Consider the following 17893-nt stretch of genomic DNA (forward strand, 5'->3'; position numbering starts at 1 on the left):
TTAAGTCTTTCCACAACTTTATTAAATCTTCCCCTATATTTATCATACGTCATGTAAGTCCCCTGCTGACCGTTTACATCATTAAACAAATAGGCACTGCCTATCTCCTTTGCTTCAGCGTATCTTTTCTCAATTAAAGGTTTTATTAGCGGGTGAATGGGAACACATCTATCTTTTCCTGCCTCTGTTTTCATACCGCCATACATGACATCTTCTTCCAAGTCAATATCAGCAATACGCAAGATAGAAAGTTCTTGCGGTCTCCAACCTGAATAGATACCACAAAGCACCATGTCAGCAAATGCAATTTTCTCTACATTCTCCCACAGCAAAGCAATTTCTTCCGCAGTAAAAATTTCATTCTTACGCTTTTCACGTCTTTGCTGTATTCTGACATCTTTATCTACTTCAAATGCCCTTGCATAATTCCTGTCTACAACTTCTCGTGCGTATGCCCAGTCAAACATCAAGTTGAACATAGATTTCATACGCCCCTTTGTGCAGGCAGACGCATATCTCCTCTGTCCTTTCTCCTTACCCCTATCTGGGATAACATACCCTTTTTCCAGACATTCCTGTAGATGATAAACCCTGATATCACGCATTTTCATATTATACAAGGCACTACAATAACGATACGCAGAGGTTATTGTTCTTTCCGAAGATATACTGCTCAATTCTTAAAATAGTCCTCTGACCACCTTTCATACAATTCTTTAAATGTAATATCTTTCGCATCCAAATCATAAGGGCATTCCTGATAGGCTACCAAAGCTGCCTCAGCTTCTGCCCTCGTTGGATAATAACCTATGGTCTTTAAGTTCTGTTTACATCTGCCTGTTTCTTGATTTAACTCCCAGCCTACGGTGACTCTCACCCTCCAAGGATTTCTCCACTTACCTCCTTTCATCTTATAAATGTTACCAGAACCATTTGCACGTCTCATATAGACACACTCCTCCCAAATAAATTTTTCACCATAAATTAAATGAACTCCAAGCGTATCTAGCATCTGTTCAAAAACCCTAATATGAGAAAGCCTTAACCCACCATAAACTCAAGTGTGGCTTGTGTGGCTTGTAGAGTGTGGCTTGCGTGTGGCTTTTATGAGTCTTTTAGACAAAAAACAGGACTCCCCAAGCCGAACTACGACTTGAGAAGCCCCTTAAAATCAAGGTTTTTCGCCCCTATATTAGAATTTTCCAGCCTTAGCTGCTTCCTCAACAGCTACAGCTACAGCTACAGTCATACCAACCATCGGGTTGTTACCTGCGCCGATAAGCCCCATCATTTCCACGTGAGCCGGTACAGAAGAAGAACCTGCAAACTGAGCGTCAGAGTGCATACGTCCTAAGGTATCTGTCATACCGTAAGAAGCCGGGCCTGCTGCCATATTGTCTGGGTGAAGAGTACGTCCTGTACCACCGCCTGATGCAACAGAGAAGTATTTCTTTCCTGCTTCGATACGTTCCTTCTTGTATGTACCTGCTACCGGGTGCTGGAAACGTGTCGGGTTTGTAGAGTTACCTGTGATAGAAACGTCAACGTCTTCTTTCCACATGATAGCCACGCCTTCACGAACATCGTTTGCTCCGTAGCAGTTTACTTTTGCACGAAGTCCATCAGAGTATGCTTTGCGGAATACTTCTTTTAATTCGCCTGTGTAGTAATCGTATTCTGTTTCTACATATGTAAATCCGTTGATACGAGCAATAATCTGAGCAGCATCCTTTCCTAATCCGTTTAAGATAACGCGAAGAGGCTCTTTACGAACTTTGTTTGCTTTTTCAGCAATACCGATAGCGCCTTCTGCTGCTGCGAAAGATTCATGTCCTGCTAAGAATGCGAAACATTTTGTATCTTCTTCCAGAAGCATTTTTCCTAAGTTACCATGTCCAAGACCTACTTTACGCTGGTCTGCAACAGAACCCGGGATACAGAAAGACTGAAGACCTTCACCGATAGCTGCTGCTGCATCTGCTGCTTTCTTGCAGCCTTTTTTGATTGCGATAGCAGCGCCTACTGTGTAAGCCCATTTTGCGTTTTCAAAACAGATTGGCTGAATACCTTCAACCATTTTATATACATCTAAACCGGCTGCTTTTGTTACTTCTGCAGCTTCTTCAATAGAGTTCATTCCGTACTCTTTTAAAACAGCCAGAATCTGTTTTTCTCTTCTTTCATATGATTCAAATAAAGCCATTATTCTATCCTCCTGATTTCTATATCTGACACTTCCGTCTGATTACTCTTTACGTGGGTCGATAATCTTAACAGCGTCGTTTACACGTCCGTACTGACCCTGAGCTTTTTCAAATGCTGTGTTTGCATCATCGCCGGCTTTGATGAAGTCCATCATCTTGCCAAAGCTTACGAATTTGTATCCGATGATTTCATCGTCTTCGTTTAATGCGATGCCTGTAACATAGCCGTCTGTCATTTCCAGATAACGAGGACCTTTCTTTAATGTTCCGTACATTGTACCAACCTGAGAACGAAGTCCTTTTCCAAGGTCTTCCAGACCAGCACCAATCGGCAGACCGTCTTCAGAGAATGCACTCTGTGTACGTCCGTATACAATCTGTAAGAATAATTCTCTCATAGCTGTGTTAATCGCATCACAAACCAGGTCTGTGTTTAATGCTTCAAGCAGTGTTCTTCCTGGCAAGATTTCTGATGCCATAGCAGCAGAATGTGTCATACCTGAACATCCGATAGTTTCTACCAGTGCTTCCTGAATGATACCTTCTTTTACGTTTAATGTTAATTTACAGGTACCCTGCTGAGGCGCACACCAGCCTACACCGTGTGTTAAACCAGAGATATCTTTGATTTCTTTTGCTTTTACCCACTTTGCTTCTTCCGGAATTGGAGCTGCACCGTGATTCACGCCCTGTGCTACCGGGCACATTGTTTCTACTTCATGTGAATAAATCATTTTAAAACTCCTTTCAAGTATGTATACTTACAAGTGCGTTAATCATTTAACGTCTTATTCAAACCTATTTTCTCATAAAACCGCAAAAAAATCCAGACCTATTTTCTCTTTTTTTCCAAAATTCTGTCTAAAAAAGATACCGCAGCACTCCCATAATCCCGGTAAGGCCCAGACTGTAGAGAAAAATAGAACCCGGCTTTCCCAGAAAAATAATTGCCGCAAATTTTTTCAAGGACATAGGGGTAAGCCCTGCAATATAGCAAAGCAAATCATCTGGCGCCACAGGAAGAAAAATAGCTACTGCAAATGCTTTATCGAAAGCCTTTCCTTTTTCCAGCCAGCCAATATACTTTTCATAATTCTTTTCTCCCACCATCTGACGGACAAAAGGTCTTCCGTACCGTTTGGAAAGCAGAAAGGCCAATATGGAACCAAGGGAAATCCCCACATAATTGTATACAAATCCCCAGACCGGTCCGAAAATCAGGACACCGCCCAGACAGCCCACTGCTCCGGGCAAAATAGGAATCACCACCTGCACCATCTGAATCACAATAAACAGCGCCGGCGCAAAAAGGCCAAACTGGCTTAAAAAAGCCTTTAATGCGTCTGCAGACACAAAGAGCTGATGCCGGATTCCATACCAGATAAACCACCCCATACCTATCAGGCCTATGAGTGTGCAGAGATTCAGATATACTGCTGTTTTCTGTTTTTCCATACCAATTCCTCTTTTCTTTCTTTGCCTAAAAGATTCCTTTTGTTTTTCAGCTTTTTTCCTTCTGCCGATTCGCGAAATACCTTTTCATAAAATGCTTTCCACTGGTTTCCCACCGCAGTTCTGCTGTATCTCTCATGACCCTCATAGGAAGCATGCGCGCTTCTCTGATAAAAATCCGGTTCTTCTTTCAGCTGGCGCAGCGTCCGTACAAACTCTTCTGTATTTCTTCCAGTCAACGCATGGTCAAAAAGAATGGGTCTGTACTCAGGCAAATCCCGCACCAAAACCGGCAAAGCACAATTCATGGATTCCAGAATGGTCATGGGAAACAGTTCTTCATAGGAAGGCAGAAACATCACATCCGCCATATTGTAGACCTCGTTCATTTTCTCTCGGTCCACCAGTCCCAGAAACTTCACATTGGAGGGCAGATTTTTCATCAGAGCCCGAATCTCTTCGTATCCTTCTGATATCTTTCCAAAAGAAAAACCTCCGGCCCATACAAACTGACAATCCGGCATTCTTCGTGCTGTTTCCACAAATTCAAAGACACCCTTTCGCTTCTGCAGCTGCCCCACACATAAAACAGTAAAGGCATCCGGATCCATGTGGCATTTTTTCCGGATTTTCTTTCTCTTTTCCCCGGAGATAGGATAAAAAGACTCCTCGGAAACCACATTGGGAATGTATGTGATTTTCTCTCTGGGAATACCGTACTGTGCCAGTTTGTCAATAAACACCGGATTGACCGTTACCAGATAATCCATTCTCCGGTAAAAAGAAATCATATATTTATAGAAAAGATTCTTTACCGCTCTTGGAAAAGAAATGCTGTTTTCCACAGTTTCCGGCAAAAAGTGTACATATCCCACAGCCGTCCCCTGTTTTTTCCGTTTGTCAATCGAGAGATAGTATTCCGGATTAATGGAGTGATAGTGCGTAATTTCGCAGGCTTTTTTTGAATTTTCCAGAATCACGGCACTGCCCTTCATAACCTGTCTGGCAAGCGCCACCTGCTCATCATGAGCGGAAAGCACACCCTGCCCTTTTACCATATCTGCTTTTGATAACATATTTATTTTTCTCATAACCCTACACTCCTCTTCTCAACATATTTTTCCGGTTCCAGACTGCCAGAAATTCCCTGGAAAATCCTTTTTCTTCCTGTACAGCCAGGGAAAGCTTTGCCATACCCTGTCGTACCAGTACTTCTTTATAAAGACATTCTGCCATAGTGCAAAAATTCCAGGTAGAATACAGATAGGCGGTCTCTCTGGCACATTTTCCCATCTGCACTCTCCGGCTTTCCTTCTCCAGCAGATATTCTAAATGCATTTTAAAATATGCATAGGAGTCATACTGGAAACCATTATATCCGTCTGTCACAACCTGGTTTAAACAATCATCTTTCCTGCACAGGGCCGGAACTCCACTGGCAAGGGCTTCGATATAGGTAATCCCCTGGGTTTCACTGTTGGAGGCACACACAAATACATCTCCCAGCTGATAATACCGGCCTACTTCCTCCGGGCTTATCATGCCCGTAAACACAGTACAGTCCTGAATTTCCAGCTCCACGGTCAGATTTTCCAGACGTTCTCTGTCCGGTCCGTCCCCGGCAATCAGAAAAGTCAGTTTTTCTCTTCCTTCTTCTCTTACCATCTGTGCAAAGAACCTTAACAATTCTTCCAGATTCTTTTCCTTTGCCAGACGTCCCACACTGACCAGTACCTGATTCTCCAAAGGAATGTTCCATTTTTTCTTTAATTCCTGCTTTTCTTCTTTTGATAAATCTCCGGAAAATCTCTGCAAATCAATTCCTGTAGGAATCACGGAAATCGGCTTCTTTACTTCATAGCCTTCCAGAATCTTCTCTACTTTCTCCGTAGGTACAATCACCTGACTGGCTTTTTTCAGCACGCTTCTGGAAAACTGTGCTACCGCTTTCTTTTCTAAAGCAGCCCCGGCTTTATGTTCTGAAATTCTTCCAGGCAGATAATGAATATAATCCTCATAAACTGTATGGTAAGTATGCAAAAGCGGACAGTTGCATTTTTTACTGATTTTGACCGCATAAGAAAAGGTCATAAACTCACACTGGGAATGTACGATATCAGGATTCCAGTGCACCAATTCCCGCACCAGCTTTTCCGTATGAGGCAGCACAGCCCTGACATTCGGATAAATTTTTTCCAGATTTATGGATTTAATATAATAAACGCCTGCTTCTTTATAAGACTCATAGCTTCTGGATAAAGTCAGAACTCTTACCTCATGTCCTCTTTCTTCCAGTTCCTTTTTTAAGTTCAGCACAGATGTCACCACTCCGTTGATAATCGGTTTATACCAATCTGTTGTGATTAATATTTTCATAAGGATTTCCCCCTTTTGGTCTTTCTCTTAAGTTGTCTTTATCATAAAAAACAGATTTAAAGAGAACAAGCAGACAATTTTAAAGTTTTTCTAAAGAATATAGAAAAAAGAACTGCAGTTTTCTCTTTCCGAAAAAACCTGCAGTTCTTCTTTTCATGCGCTTTTCTTAAATTTTCTTAATCCAGATGGATTTCCGCCAGTTCCGGCGGGGGTAACTGTCTGGAAGAGTCTTTTTTATATTTTTTCAAGTCTGCTGCTGCTTTTGCCAGAGGTACATTGGTTCCCGCACCTGCCATACAGCCGCCAGGACAACCCATACCTTCTATCATACAGCCTTTTAATTTTCCTGCTTTTGCCATAGTCAGAATTTTCTTACATTCTGCCAGGCCTTCCGCATGCTCAATGTGAACCTCTACCTCCGGATAATATTCATGAAGGCAGGATTCTACTGCGCTGGCCACTCCTCCGGCAACCGCATAACCTCTTCCGGCTGCAGTTGCATTATGAAGAGAACTTTCACCCTGGCATTCTTCGGGATGAATTCCCTTTGCCTCAAACATTCCTGCCAGTTCCTCAAAGGTAATGACAAAATCCACGTCACTTCGTACCGATTTTCTGGAAGCCTCCAGTTTTTTCGAAGCACAAGGGCCAATAAACACCACATGAGCCTCCGGATAACGCTGCTTAATGGTTCTTGCAGTTGCCACCATAGGCGTCAGCTCCTGAGAAATATTCCCAATCATATCCGGGAAGAACTTCTTTGCAAGCATGCTCCAGGAAGGACAGCAGGAAGTGAGCAGGAAAGGCAGTTCCCCTGTGCTGACTTTCTCTGCATAGTGATGTGCCTCAGCAACTGCTCCAATATCTGCTCCCAGAGCCACTTCATAGACATCTGCAAAGCCCAGTTCCTGCAAAGCCGCCTTTAATTTTTTCGGTGTCACATCAGGCCCAAACTGCCCTATAAAAGCCGGCGCTACTTCTGCGATAATCTGTTTGCCCTCTTTCAGTGCATGGGCAAGCTGAAAAATCTGTGATTTATCAGAAATAGCTCCAAACGGGCAGTTTACCATGCACATACCGCAGGAAACACACTTCTCATTGTTGATTTTGGCTCTTCCCAATTCATCACTTTCAATAGCATTTACACCACAGGCTCTGGCACAGGGACGCTCCTTTTTGGCAATGGCATCATATGGACAGACTGATTTGCATTTTCCGCATTTAATGCATTTTTCCTGGTTGATAATGGATTTGCCCTTTACAATGCTGATAGCGCCCTTTGGACAGACCTCCTTACAAGGATGCGCCACACAGCCTCTGCACATATTGGAAACCTCATACATCTTAGGCTCACAGGCATCACAGGCCGAAGGTATGACCTGCATAAGCGGCGGCTCATAATATTTCTCGTCAATGTTGCTGGCCTCAAGACCTGCGGTAATATGTACGGCTGCATTTTCCGGCCGAAGAGACATTCCCATGGCAAGGCGGACTCTCTCACTGGCCACTGCTCTTTCCCGGTAAATACTTTCCCGGTATGTTGCCCTCTCCTGTACAATATGGTAAGGAATGGCCTCAATATCAGCCACCAGGGTCTCCGGTTCCGATTCAAAACCCACACGGGCAATCTCTTTAAATACTTTGTGACGGATTCTTTTTACATTTGTATCCAGACTTCTCATTGCATTCTTCCTTTCCTGCATTTTTTCTGAAATCCCTGTTGTTTATAATAAACACAATTTTATTCCTTTGCAAGAAATTGCAGGTACTTTATTCAATACAAAGGCATCTTGTGCTATAATAAATGCAATTTGAACTTCTTCAAACAAAAAAAACACCAGAAAGGATACTGCTTATGTTTTATAAAATCAGATACCCTGATACCGCAAAAAATACACTGCTTCCTCCACTGCTTACCGGCAGCGCCCTAAAATGGATTGCCCTTGTCACCATGCTGACAGACCATATTGGAGCTGTTTTTCTGGAAAACGGCGTAATTTCCGCTTACAACCAACAGCTTTCTTCTGCCTGGGACTTCGAAACCACCTCTTTCCTGTATCAGGCAGACCGGATACTCCGGTCAGTAGGAAGAATTTCCTTCCCCATTTTCTGTTTTCTTCTGGTGGAAGGCTTTGTCCATACCTCCAACCGTAAGAAGTATGCCCTGCGGCTCTTTCTTTTTGCCTGTGTGTCTGAACTGCCCTTTGATTTGTGCTTTAACGGCGGTCTGTTGGAGTTTTCCTACCAGAACGTGATGTTTACCCTTCTTATCGGTTTTCTCACCCTCTGGCTCATGGACATCGTCAGACAAAAAAATCCCGTCCTCCTGCTTTTTACGGCAGGGGGAGGGATTCTTCTCGGAAAATTGTTTGCTGCTGATTACAACTGGAAAGGGATTGTACTGATTCTCATTTTATACCTGTTTTATTCCTATCCTCTGGAAAAAACCATTGCAGGATGTCTCTCTCTTTTATGGGAGCCTGTGGCCTGCTTTGCTTTTCTTCCCATCAACCTGTATAATCAGCAAAAAGGCAGAAGCATGAAATATTTCTTCTACCTTTTCTATCCGGCACATCTTCTGCTCTTATTTTCCTTGCGCTATGCAGTATTCGGGATTTAACATCCCGTACTGCAGGCAGCTATCTTTTTTCCACTACTTCACCCTGTTTTTTGTAAATACTGTTGGCCGGAACCACACCTCTTACAGAAGACAGGGGATAAATGTTGCTGTGGCTTCCCACCACCGTTCCCGGATTCAGTACAGAACCGCAGCCTACTTCCACTTCATCGCCCAACATAGCGCCAAACTTTTTCAATCCTGTCTCTATCTGCATTTCCTGCCCTTTTACCACCACCAGCTTTTTGTCTGATTTTACATTGGAGGTAATAGAACCTGCCCCCATATGGGATTTATAGCCTAAGATGGAATCTCCCACATAGTTATAGTGGGGTACCTGCACTTTATCAAAGAGAATTACGTTTTTCAACTCTGTGGAATTTCCCACAACCGCACCTTCGCCTACCAGTGCATTCCCCCGGATAAAAGCACAGTGACGGACTTCCGCCTCTTTTCCAATAATGGCCGGGCCATGGATATAGGCCGTTGGCGCCACCTTTGCAGATTTGGCAATCCACACATCTTCTCCTCTTTTTTCATATTCCTCTTCGCTTAATGCATTTCCCAGCTTCACCAAAAAAGCGCTGATTTCCGGCAGCACTTCCCATGGATAGATTTTGCTCTCCAACAGTTCCTTTGCCATGGTTTTACTTAAATCACTGTATAATTCCTGAATTTTCAACTGTTCCATTTTTACCTTCCTTTCTCTGTATCACATCGGTTGCTTTTTCTGGTTTTATTGCCCGTTCCCTTTTGATAATACTGAGCCGCCGCATCGAAAAACTGCTTTAACATCAGCTGGTTTCTAAGTCCCAGAACCCCCTGGGTCCAGGAGCGGATAAAGCGTTCCAGTTTCTCCATATATTCCTGTGGGGTAATGCTGCCTTCAGCCACATAAGTCAGTCCCTTTTCCCAGCTTGCCGTCAATTCCGGGCTCAATAAAGAACGGATAGAAGCATTGACCACATCAAAAATCATTTCTCCCAGCAAGGTGGGGGTAATGACCTGCGTCTTTTTATTCAGTGCCAGATACTGAATGGTTACCAGTTTTTTCAGAATTTCCGCTCTGGTAGCGCTGGTTCCAATTCCGCTTCCCTTAATCTGGGCCCGCAATTCCTCATCTTCAATCAGCTGCCCTGCATTTTCCATCGCCAGAATCATAGAACCGGAGGTATACCGCTTAGGCGGCGATGTTTCTCCCTCCTTGATGAAAAACCGTTGGATGGAGAGAATACTTCCCTTTCGGATATTCTGCAGCATTTCCAGAAAAGCGCTGTCCTGTGTTTCTTCTTCCGAGGTTTCCTCCTCTTTCTTTTTCCCGAAAGAATACCCGCTTACCTTCAAATACCCTTCGGAAACCAGCACTTTAAAAGAAGAAAACAGCCGTTCTTTTTCCCTGACAGACACCAGACTGATTTTCTGGTAAACAGCCGGAGGATAAAAAATACTCAAAAATCTGCGCACAATCACTTCATACACCTTTTCCCCCTGCACAGAAACGCTTCGCAGCGCATTTAACCCCTGTCCTGTGGGAATAATGGCATAATGGTCTGTAATCTGCTTGTCATTGACATAGCGGGTTTTCAAAAGATTTTTATACATCTGTCCGGCCAGAATTTCTTCTGCATAAGCCCCCACATGGACAAAACTGCGCAGTCCGCCTATATTTTTCTGAATCTCTTTTGCCACGGCAGTGGAAAGCACACGGGCATCGGTTCTGGGGTATGTAACCAGCTTCTTTTCATACAATTCCTGCACGATTTTCAGCGTTTCATCGGGGCTTAACTTAAACAGCCTGGAACACTCATTCTGTAGTTCTGCCAGGTTAAAAAGCAGCGGCGGATTTTTATTTTCCTTTTTCCGCTCAATCTTTTCTACCACCGCCTGCAAAGGGGGATTGGCAGACAGTAATTCTGCCAGTTCCTTTGCTGTTTCCTTTTTCTTAAATCCATTTTCCTTATATAAAAGGGGGGATTGGAAATAACGGCTGCCTTGTGTGGCTCTCCACTCTCCTTCAAAAGAGTGTCCCTGCAGTTCAAATTTTCCCAGCACCCGGTAAAAAGGCGTCTTCACAAACTCCCGGATTTCCCGCTCCCTGCGTACCACCATACCCAGGACACAGGTCATAACTCTCCCCACTGAAATGGCCTGGTAGCGGCTGCCCAGATAATTGGAAACCGCATTGCCATATTTTAGAGAAAGCAGTCTGGAAAAATTAATGCCCATAAGATAGTCTTCCTTCGCCCGCAGATAGGCCGAAGCCGAAAGGTTATCGTACTCTGAAAGCGATTTCGCCTCCCGGATTCCCCGGATAATCTCCTCCTCTGTCTGAGAGTCAATCCACACTCGCTTCTGTTCCTTATCTTTTACGCCTGCCATCATGGCTACCAGACGGTAAATATATTCCCCTTCCCGCCCGGAGTCCGTACAGACATAGATAGTTTCCACATCTTTGCGGTTCAGCAGTCCGCTGACAATATCAAACTGCTTTTTCACCGAAGGAATCACTTCGTATTTAAAGTCTTCCGGCAGAAAGGGCAGCGTATCCAGACTCCATCTTTTCAGCGCCGGGTCATAGGCTTCGGGATAGCTCATGGTTACCAGATGTCCCACACACCAGGTTACAATGGTGTTTTCCGATTCCAGATAACCATCTTTTCTGGATGTATTCAATTTCAGCGCCTTGGCAAATTCCTGGGCGACACTTGGTTTTTCGGCTATAAATAATGATTTGCTCATGAAAGCTCCTCTTTTGCTTTTAATTTCTTTACAATGCTTTTTATCTTAACACAGGTTGGGATATGCGTCAAATTTCTGACGTTTTCTACCCCTTTCAGAGCCGAAAAACCAGTGCCTGCTTTTGCATAATCTGACACTGGTTTCCCCGGATTTTTCTTTCGTAATATTTATTTCTTTGTAATATAACCTTTTGCTTTCAAGGTTTCTGCACAAAGCACAGCTCCGCCTGCCGCACCGCGAACCGTATTGTGGGAAAGTCCGATAAACTTGTAATCATACACTTTATCTTCTCTTAAACGGCCTATGGAAATTCCCATGCCGTTTTCATAATCTACATCCAACTGTACCTGTGGGCGGTTGTCTTCTTCCATGTACTGAATAAACTGCTTCGGTGCACTTGGCAGTTCCAGTTCCTGGGGAAGTCCTTTGAAGTTTACCAGTTTTTCAATCAGCTGTTCTTTGGTGGGGTTCTTTCTGAACTTCACAAATACGGCTGCAGTATGTCCGTTTAATACCGGAACGCGCACACACTGGCAGGTAATCACCGGTTCTTTGGCCGGCTCAATCACGCCGTCCTTAATTTCGCCCCAGAGACGAAGAGGTTCCATTTCACTCTTTTCTTCTTCACCGCCGATATAAGGAATGATATTTTCTACCATTTCCGGCCAGTCTTTGAAAGTCTTTCCTGCGCCGGAAATTGCCTGGTAAGTAGTGGCTACTACTTCATATGGCTCAAATTCCTTCCATGCAGTAAGCACTGGCGCGTAACTCTGGATGGAACAGTTTGGCTTTACAGCCACAAAGCCCTTTGTTGTGCCCAGACGTTTTTTCTGGAACTCAATCACCTCAAAATGCTGCGGGTTGATTTCCGGCACTACCATCGGTACGTCCGGTGTCCATCTGTGGGCGCTGTTGTTGGAAACAACAGGGGTTTCGGTCTTTGCATATTCCTCTTCAATCGCTTTGATTTCTTCTTTGGACATATCCACTGCTGAAAATACAAAATCCACCGTAGAAGCAACCTTTTCCACCTCTGCCACGTTCATGACAATAAGTTTTTTCACTGCTTCCGGCATAGGAGTTGCCATTTTCCAACGACCTCCTACAGCCTCTTCATATGTTTTTCCTGCACTTCTTGCACTTGCTGCCACTGTTACGACTTCAAACCATGGATGGTTTTCCAGAAGAGAAATAAATCTCTGTCCGACCATACCTGTAGCTCCTAAAATTCCAACTCTTAATTTTTCACTCATCTGTCTATTCTCCTTACCCTATGCCTGCAAAACGCTTTGTCTGCAGCCGGCTTTTTCTGACTCAGCCATTTTACTGTTTCAACCGCCTTTGCGCCGCAAACGTCTTTGCTACACGCACATTTGTTTTCGTTAAACACTACTATAACAAATTTTTCCAAAATGTCAAGAATTTCTTTTTATTCTTCCAGATATTTTTTATTCTGCTTCAGTACCTCTTTCATGGCTTCTGAGCCTGGCGCACCAATGGTATTTCTCTTCTCTACACAATTTTTCATACTGATAGCCTCGTAAATGTCTTCCTCAAAAACCGGACTGATGGCTTTGTATGCTTCTAAAGACATCTCGTCCAGAGAAATATTCTTCTCCAGGCAGTAAAGCACCAGACGGCCAACAATGCCGTGGGCATCTCTGAAAGGCACACCCTTATTCACCAGATAATCTGCTGCATCTGTGGCATTCGTAAAGCCGTTTTTCGCACTCTTTTCCATATTTTCTTTTTTAAATTCCAAAGTGGACAGCATACCGTTAAACAGCGCAATACATCCTTTGGCTGTATCCATGGCATCAAAAGCCAATTCCTTGTCTTCCTGCATATCCTTATTGTAAGCCAGAGGAATTCCCTTCATGGTAGTAAGCAAAGACATAAGCGCCCCATAAACCCTTCCTGTTTTTCCTCTTACCAGTTCGGCAATATCCGGATTCTTCTTCTGAGGCATAATACTGCTGCCCGTACTGTAAGCGTCGTCAATTTCTACGAACTGATATTCATTGGAATTCCACAAAATCATCTCTTCGCAAAAACGGCTCAGATGCATCATAATCATGGATAAATCGGACAAAAATTCAATCAGATAATCCCTGTCTGCCACAGAATCCATACTGTTCAAAGTAGGACCGTCAAAGCCCAACGCCTGCGCAGTATATTCCCGGTCCAGAGGGTAGGTAGTTCCTGCCAGCGCCCCGCTTCCAAGAGGACAGAGATTCAATCTCTTTCCTGTATCCTTCAAACGACTTCTGTCCCTTTTGAACATCTCAAAGTAAGCGCCCAAATGGTGGGCTGCAGTCACTGGCTGAGCCTTCTGCAAATGGGTAAAGCCAGGCATATAGGTGTGCAGATTTTCTTCCATTAATTTCTGAAGAGTTTCCAGCAGTTCTTTTAAAAGTTCGTCTGTCTCCTGAATTTCATCTCTTACATACATTTTCATATCCAAAGCCACCTGGTCATTACGGCTTCTTCCTGTATGCAGCTTCTTCCCTGCGTCTCCTTTTCTGGCAATCAGATTTGCCTCTACAAAGCTGTGAATATCTTCGTATTCCGGTGAAAACTCCAGTTTTCCGCTTTCAATATCCTTTAAAATTTCCTGCAGGCCTGATAATATCTCTTCCTTTTCCAGTTCTGTAAGAATCCCCTGCTTAGCCAGCATGGAAGCATGGGCCATACTGCCTTTGATATCCTGCTTATAAAGTCTTTTATCAAAACTCAAAGACGCATTAAAATTGTACACCAGACGGTCTGTTTCTTTTGTGAAACGACCTCCCCATAATTGTGCCATATTGTTCCTCATTCCTCTCTTTTTCACCGTATCGCCGAAGTTCTTTCGTTTTTGCACTTTCGACAATATCTTGTGTAAAATTTTATCACTTTATAGTGTTGAACGCAAGAGTTTTTCCTTTTGTTCCTGCTTTTGTCTTTCACGCTCCTGTCTGGAAAAAACACAGCCGCAGTAATCCTGTCTGTAAAGATGATATTCTCCGGATAATTCTGTAGAACGTTTATATCCGTTTTTTTTCTTAAAATCCGAAGGCAGATGCTTTACATGATAAATCTTTTCCAACCCTTCCCCGATTTCATTTAGTTTTCCCGCATTCTTTAAGGGACTGATGGTCAGCGTAGTGGCAAAGTAGTCATATCCTCCCTCTGCAGCCATGCGGGCCGTCTCTTCCAACCGCATGCGGTAACAGTGAAAGCACCGTTCTCCGCCTTCCGGAGCCTGTTCCAGTCCCTTTGCCATTTCAAAAAACTCCTCCGGGCAATACCTGCCTTCCACAAAAACCGGCTTATGCACCAAAGGCATTTCCTCTATCAGCCGTTTCAGCTCCTCTGTTCGCTTTTCGTACTCCTCCCGGGGAAAAATATTGGGGTTATAGAAAAAGTCTGTAATTTCAAAATACCGGGACAGATATTCCAACACATAACTGCTGCAGGGCGCACAACAACTGTGCAAAAAAAGCCTGGGAATCTTTCCCTGTTTTTGATTTTCTTCTATGATTTTTTCCAGTTCTTTTTGATAATTTCTGTTCATCCTGTTTCCCTTCTCTGCTTTTATACAAAAGTATACGAAAAAAAACTTTCTTCATCAAGGAATTATTTTGAAATTTCGAGAGAATCTCTCATGAGCATCTTAGAATTCTTAGACTTGTTTCGCTTTTTCTATATCCGGGACTGTTTTCTCTCACAGCCCCGGGCCTGTATTCCATTTCTGCACCAAAATTATTCTGTCGTATACTCTGCGGAAAGAATCACTTCCCCATTCATATCAATATACTCCACTACAACCACCGGATTTTCTACCTCTACCGCCAATTTCAAAGAACTTGCTACGTTTTTAAAAGTATCCGCCTGTCCATCCATAGCAGACTGCAGCTGTTCGGTCAACGCATCTGTCTTAACAATACCATCCATGGTATACCGGTAAATCAGCTTGTTGTCTTCTCCCAGCACTTCCATACTCATACCGCTGTCTCCAAGAGAAGAAAGCTGTGCATCTAACTGTTCTTGTACAAGGTCAGATTCCACATAAGACTTAATATCCGGGAACTTCTCGGTTATGGGTTCGGCATCTTCCAATTTCACCGGTTCTGATTCCTCTTTTTCCACTTCCTTTTCTTCCTGTTCCTGCTGCGTTTCTTTTTCACTGGAAACCTCTGCACTGTCTTTTCCTGCATCCTTCTCACCGCATGCGGAAACAGTCAGCGCCATAGCCAGTAAAGTGGAACATAACAACACTTTTAAAGACTTTTTCTTCATAAAAACAGCCCTCCTTGGTTTGATAGATTCATTTTATCCGAGCAGGCGGAAAATGTCAATATAAATAAAAATTTTAATATTCTGTGCTGTTTTTAGTCAATTTCAACAAACGTTTGTCTTCTCAAAAACATCACTATTTTTCCTTTTCCTTTGTCAACTGTCCATTTTCAATAACCATAATCTTATCTTGAAATTCTATTGTCCATTTGCAAGGGTTCTCCTCTGTCCCTATTTTTTCTTCCCAGCTAATCGTTTGACCTTTCGGACTCATTGTTTTTCTCAGCCTTAATATTTTTAAATGAGACGAAGAGCCGTTTATTTCCATAGAGTATCCCGGCTTTGTTTCTATAGCACAATATGCAACATTTCCTCTCACTCCATAATCTACCGTAACTTCTTCGGAATTCGCAGAACTATACCATTGTGTAAACAAAACCATCACGCAAACGGCCAAAACCAGAACAATTCCTGTAAGTACCCCAAACATTTTTCTCTTATTTTTTTTCTTTATCTTCTTTATAACTTGAAGTTCCTGTATTTCTTCCTCACTTATGGATATATCTTCACCAATTTCACCTGTCATTTCCTGATAGTATTTTTGACATCCTCTACAGTTTTTTAAATGCTTTTCTATTTCCCGATTGCTTTCCTCACTGGTCAATCCGTCAATATACAGAGGCAATAAGTCGCGAATCATTTCACATTTCATGGCGATTCTCCTTTCTGATTTTCTGCTTTCCACGATAAAAAGTTACTCTTGCCCAATTTTCATCTTTTCCCATGATTTCTCCAATTTCTTTGAAAGTAAAATCTGCATTCAGCCGCAAATACATGACCTCCCGTACAGGCTCTTCCAGCAAATGAAGTTTTTTATATAATTCTATCACTTCCACTTTCTGTATGGCCGAATTCTCTGTAAGATTCCGATAATCTGCCTGTTCTGCATTCTCTGCCGCCGTTTCTCTTTTTTTCTTCTTTAACTCTTTATACCACAAATGCTTTGCAATGGAACACAACCACACATATAACCTACAGTCTCCATGAAAATTATCAATGGATTTCATAGCCTGAAAAAAAGTTTCCTGGGTTAGTTCTTCGCTTAAATGAACATCGTGACAAAGGCTAAACAAAAATTTATACACCTGCGGCATATATTTTTTGTAAATCTCTACCATCTCTTCCATATTCCACCTCCTCCTATATGTACTCTATAAATAATTTTCGTTACAGGAATTTCACTCTTTTTACATCAAATTGTCCGATTGCAAAATCTGCTATCCATTATGAGAAAAAGAAAACAGACAGCTATCGAAAAAACTGTCTGCTATAAACCAGGAATTGTAATGCCCATTATAATTTTTTCATCATCCAGTCTGCTGAAGCATAATGGCCACTTGCATATTTCATATTGTCGGGCAAGGAACCATACTTCTTAAAACCAAGTTTTTCATACAAAGCAATTGCACTTTTATTGTCAGAAATAACTTCAAGTTCGGCTTGTTCAAATCCCATCTTTGTTGCCACTTTAAGCATATGCTCCAACATAGTTCTTCCAATACCACATCCACAAAATTCCTGATATAAAGCAATTGCTACTTCGCACCTATGAGCATATCTCCTGTAACTTCCTATTGGATTTAAAGAACAATTACCAATATGTCTTCCATTTAATGTTGCAATTAACAGCAAAGATTTATCTGAATTCAGACAATTATTTATAAACGCTACTTCTTGTTCATGTGTAATAGCAACCTCATCCGGCTCTCGAATCAGATATGGTGTTTCTTCTGTAGTGACTTTTAAATATTTTATTAAATCCTCTGCATCATCTGCGATTGCACTTCGTATCACTATAGTTCTATTTAATTTATCCTTGACTTCAATAGGTTCAAATTTCAATTTCAATCTCCTCCTTTGTTAACATAAAACTTTTATATAGAATCTCATAATTACACCTTGAAATACCGTGGTGCTGTTGGTTATGTCCTGTTCCTCGATCTCACTTTTATGCCAGCCGGACAAAATTTATTCCTCAATTTCATTTTTCCATCTCTTATAATTATAAAAAGCCTGAATAAAAATTGATATAAAAAACACAACGCCAATTATTCCTGTAAACATATATGATTGAAAGTAAACGCCAAATAGCGAGTACCTTTTCAAAATCATCCTATGTGAGATAATAGACTCATCACTACAAAGTCCAAATAGTTTAGTACTCAAC

At 42.5% G+C, this 17893-nt stretch carries 17 protein-coding genes and 2 pseudogenes; 1 reads left to right on the forward strand and 18 read right to left on the reverse strand.

Annotation, left to right across the window (positions count from 1 at the left end):
• The 8 genes and pseudogenes from WKT17_RS15475 to WKT17_RS15510 form a co-directional block, all read right to left on the reverse strand.
• Positions 1-488, reverse strand: a pseudogene (locus WKT17_RS15475) (tyrosine-type recombinase/integrase); the annotation flags it as partial.
• A 185-nt stretch (positions 489-673) separates the two neighbouring features.
• On the reverse strand, positions 674-946 hold the full coding sequence (locus WKT17_RS15480; protein ID WP_330026407.1) for a hypothetical protein: 273 nt from the start codon (positions 944-946) through the stop codon (positions 674-676).
• Between the two features lie 246 nt (positions 947-1192).
• Positions 1193-2203, reverse strand: coding sequence for a GGGtGRT protein (locus WKT17_RS15485; protein ID WP_173749522.1), 1011 nt, complete (start codon positions 2201-2203; stop codon positions 1193-1195).
• Between the two features lie 42 nt (positions 2204-2245).
• Positions 2246-2938, reverse strand: a complete 693-nt coding sequence (locus tag WKT17_RS15490; protein WP_173749523.1) for an iron-sulfur cluster assembly scaffold protein — start codon at positions 2936-2938, stop codon at positions 2246-2248.
• A gap of 127 nt (positions 2939-3065) precedes the next feature.
• A complete protein-coding gene (locus WKT17_RS15495) occupies positions 3066-3659 on the reverse strand; it encodes a TVP38/TMEM64 family protein (protein ID WP_291683610.1) in 594 nt (197 codons plus the stop codon).
• A complete protein-coding gene (locus WKT17_RS15500; RefSeq protein WP_291683611.1) occupies positions 3629-4747 on the reverse strand; it encodes a glycosyltransferase family 4 protein in 1119 nt (372 codons plus the stop codon). Before WKT17_RS15500 ends, WKT17_RS15495 begins: the two co-directional genes overlap by 31 nt.
• Positions 4748-4751: 4 nt before the next feature.
• Positions 4752-6032, reverse strand: coding sequence for a glycosyltransferase family 4 protein (locus WKT17_RS15505; protein WP_291683612.1), 1281 nt, complete (start codon positions 6030-6032; stop codon positions 4752-4754).
• Positions 6033-6208: 176 nt separating this feature from the next.
• Positions 6209-7714: a 4Fe-4S dicluster domain-containing protein gene (locus tag WKT17_RS15510; RefSeq protein WP_173749527.1), complete on the reverse strand. Its 1506-nt coding sequence runs from the start codon at positions 7712-7714 to the stop codon at positions 6209-6211.
• 173 nt (positions 7715-7887) lie between these two features.
• Here WKT17_RS15510 and WKT17_RS15515 point away from each other — a divergent pair, with 173 nt between their 5' ends.
• Positions 7888-8652 carry a TraX family protein gene (locus WKT17_RS15515; protein WP_291683613.1) on the forward strand — a complete coding sequence of 255 codons (765 nt, stop codon included), beginning with the start codon at positions 7888-7890 and terminating at the stop codon, positions 8650-8652.
• Positions 8653-8671: 19 nt separating this feature from the next.
• Here the strand turns inward: WKT17_RS15515 and WKT17_RS15520 are convergent, their stop codons facing one another.
• The 10 genes and pseudogenes from WKT17_RS15520 to WKT17_RS15565 all read right to left on the reverse strand — a co-directional run.
• Positions 8672-9340, reverse strand: coding sequence for an acyltransferase (locus WKT17_RS15520; RefSeq protein ID WP_291683614.1), 669 nt, complete (start codon positions 9338-9340; stop codon positions 8672-8674).
• A gap of 2 nt (positions 9341-9342) precedes the next feature.
• Positions 9343-11388, reverse strand: a complete 2046-nt coding sequence (locus WKT17_RS15525) for a DNA topoisomerase (RefSeq protein ID WP_173749530.1) — start codon at positions 11386-11388, stop codon at positions 9343-9345.
• Between the two features lie 167 nt (positions 11389-11555).
• The gene (asd, locus tag WKT17_RS15530; protein WP_291683616.1) at positions 11556-12641 is read right to left on the reverse strand and encodes an aspartate-semialdehyde dehydrogenase; all 1086 of its coding nucleotides are present in this window, start codon (positions 12639-12641) and stop codon (positions 11556-11558) included.
• A 176-nt stretch (positions 12642-12817) separates the two neighbouring features.
• On the reverse strand, positions 12818-14194 hold the full coding sequence (argH, locus tag WKT17_RS15535) for an argininosuccinate lyase (protein ID WP_291683617.1): 1377 nt from the start codon (positions 14192-14194) through the stop codon (positions 12818-12820).
• 90 nt (positions 14195-14284) lie between these two features.
• Complete coding sequence (locus tag WKT17_RS15540) at positions 14285-14944, reverse strand: epoxyqueuosine reductase QueH (RefSeq protein WP_291683618.1); 660 nt, start codon at positions 14942-14944, stop codon at positions 14285-14287.
• Between the two features lie 188 nt (positions 14945-15132).
• Positions 15133-15669 (reverse strand): DUF4854 domain-containing protein, encoded by a 537-nt coding sequence (locus WKT17_RS15545; protein WP_173749534.1) that lies wholly within the window; start codon positions 15667-15669, stop codon positions 15133-15135.
• Positions 15670-15802: 133 nt separating this feature from the next.
• The gene (locus tag WKT17_RS15550; RefSeq protein WP_340273568.1) at positions 15803-16330 is read right to left on the reverse strand and encodes a zf-HC2 domain-containing protein; all 528 of its coding nucleotides are present in this window, start codon (positions 16328-16330) and stop codon (positions 15803-15805) included.
• A 37-nt stretch (positions 16331-16367) separates the two neighbouring features.
• Positions 16368-16853, reverse strand: coding sequence for an RNA polymerase sigma factor (locus WKT17_RS15555; RefSeq protein WP_173749536.1), 486 nt, complete (start codon positions 16851-16853; stop codon positions 16368-16370).
• Positions 16854-17019: 166 nt separating this feature from the next.
• The gene (locus tag WKT17_RS15560) at positions 17020-17568 is read right to left on the reverse strand and encodes a GNAT family N-acetyltransferase (RefSeq protein ID WP_173749537.1); all 549 of its coding nucleotides are present in this window, start codon (positions 17566-17568) and stop codon (positions 17020-17022) included.
• A 126-nt stretch (positions 17569-17694) separates the two neighbouring features.
• Positions 17695-17893, reverse strand: a pseudogene (locus WKT17_RS15565) (hypothetical protein); the annotation flags it as partial.

The sequence above is a fragment of the Blautia sp. HCN-20427 genome (genome assembly GCF_037890365.1).
Taxonomy (GTDB): Bacteria; Bacillota; Clostridia; order Lachnospirales; family Lachnospiraceae; genus Blautia.

Excerpts from the sequence above, each read along its gene's own strand:
- argH (WP_291683617.1), bottom strand. The coding sequence starts at position 14,194 with ATGGCACAATTATGGGGAGGTCGTTTCACAAAAGAAACAGACCGTCTG.
- WKT17_RS15555 (WP_173749536.1), bottom strand. The coding sequence starts at position 16,853 with ATGGAAGAGATGGTAGAGATTTACAAAAAATATATGCCGCAGGTGTAT.
- asd (WP_291683616.1), bottom strand. The coding sequence starts at position 12,641 with ATGAGTGAAAAATTAAGAGTTGGAATTTTAGGAGCTACAGGTATGGTC.
- WKT17_RS15510 (WP_173749527.1), bottom strand. The coding sequence starts at position 7,714 with ATGAGAAGTCTGGATACAAATGTAAAAAGAATCCGTCACAAAGTATTT.
- WKT17_RS15520 (WP_291683614.1), bottom strand. The coding sequence starts at position 9,340 with ATGGAACAGTTGAAAATTCAGGAATTATACAGTGATTTAAGTAAAACC.
- WKT17_RS15490 (WP_173749523.1), bottom strand. The coding sequence starts at position 2,938 with ATGATTTATTCACATGAAGTAGAAACAATGTGCCCGGTAGCACAGGGC.
- WKT17_RS15485 (WP_173749522.1), bottom strand. The coding sequence starts at position 2,203 with ATGGCTTTATTTGAATCATATGAAAGAAGAGAAAAACAGATTCTGGCT.
- WKT17_RS15500 (WP_291683611.1), bottom strand. The coding sequence starts at position 4,747 with ATGAGAAAAATAAATATGTTATCAAAAGCAGATATGGTAAAAGGGCAG.
- WKT17_RS15540 (WP_291683618.1), bottom strand. The coding sequence starts at position 14,944 with ATGAACAGAAATTATCAAAAAGAACTGGAAAAAATCATAGAAGAAAAT.
- WKT17_RS15525 (WP_173749530.1), bottom strand. The coding sequence starts at position 11,388 with ATGAGCAAATCATTATTTATAGCCGAAAAACCAAGTGTCGCCCAGGAA.
- WKT17_RS15505 (WP_291683612.1), bottom strand. The coding sequence starts at position 6,032 with ATGAAAATATTAATCACAACAGATTGGTATAAACCGATTATCAACGGA.
- WKT17_RS15495 (WP_291683610.1), bottom strand. The coding sequence starts at position 3,659 with ATGGAAAAACAGAAAACAGCAGTATATCTGAATCTCTGCACACTCATA.
- WKT17_RS15545 (WP_173749534.1), bottom strand. The coding sequence starts at position 15,669 with ATGAAGAAAAAGTCTTTAAAAGTGTTGTTATGTTCCACTTTACTGGCT.
- WKT17_RS15480 (WP_330026407.1), bottom strand. The coding sequence starts at position 946 with ATGAGACGTGCAAATGGTTCTGGTAACATTTATAAGATGAAAGGAGGT.
- WKT17_RS15515 (WP_291683613.1), top strand. The coding sequence starts at position 7,888 with ATGTTTTATAAAATCAGATACCCTGATACCGCAAAAAATACACTGCTT.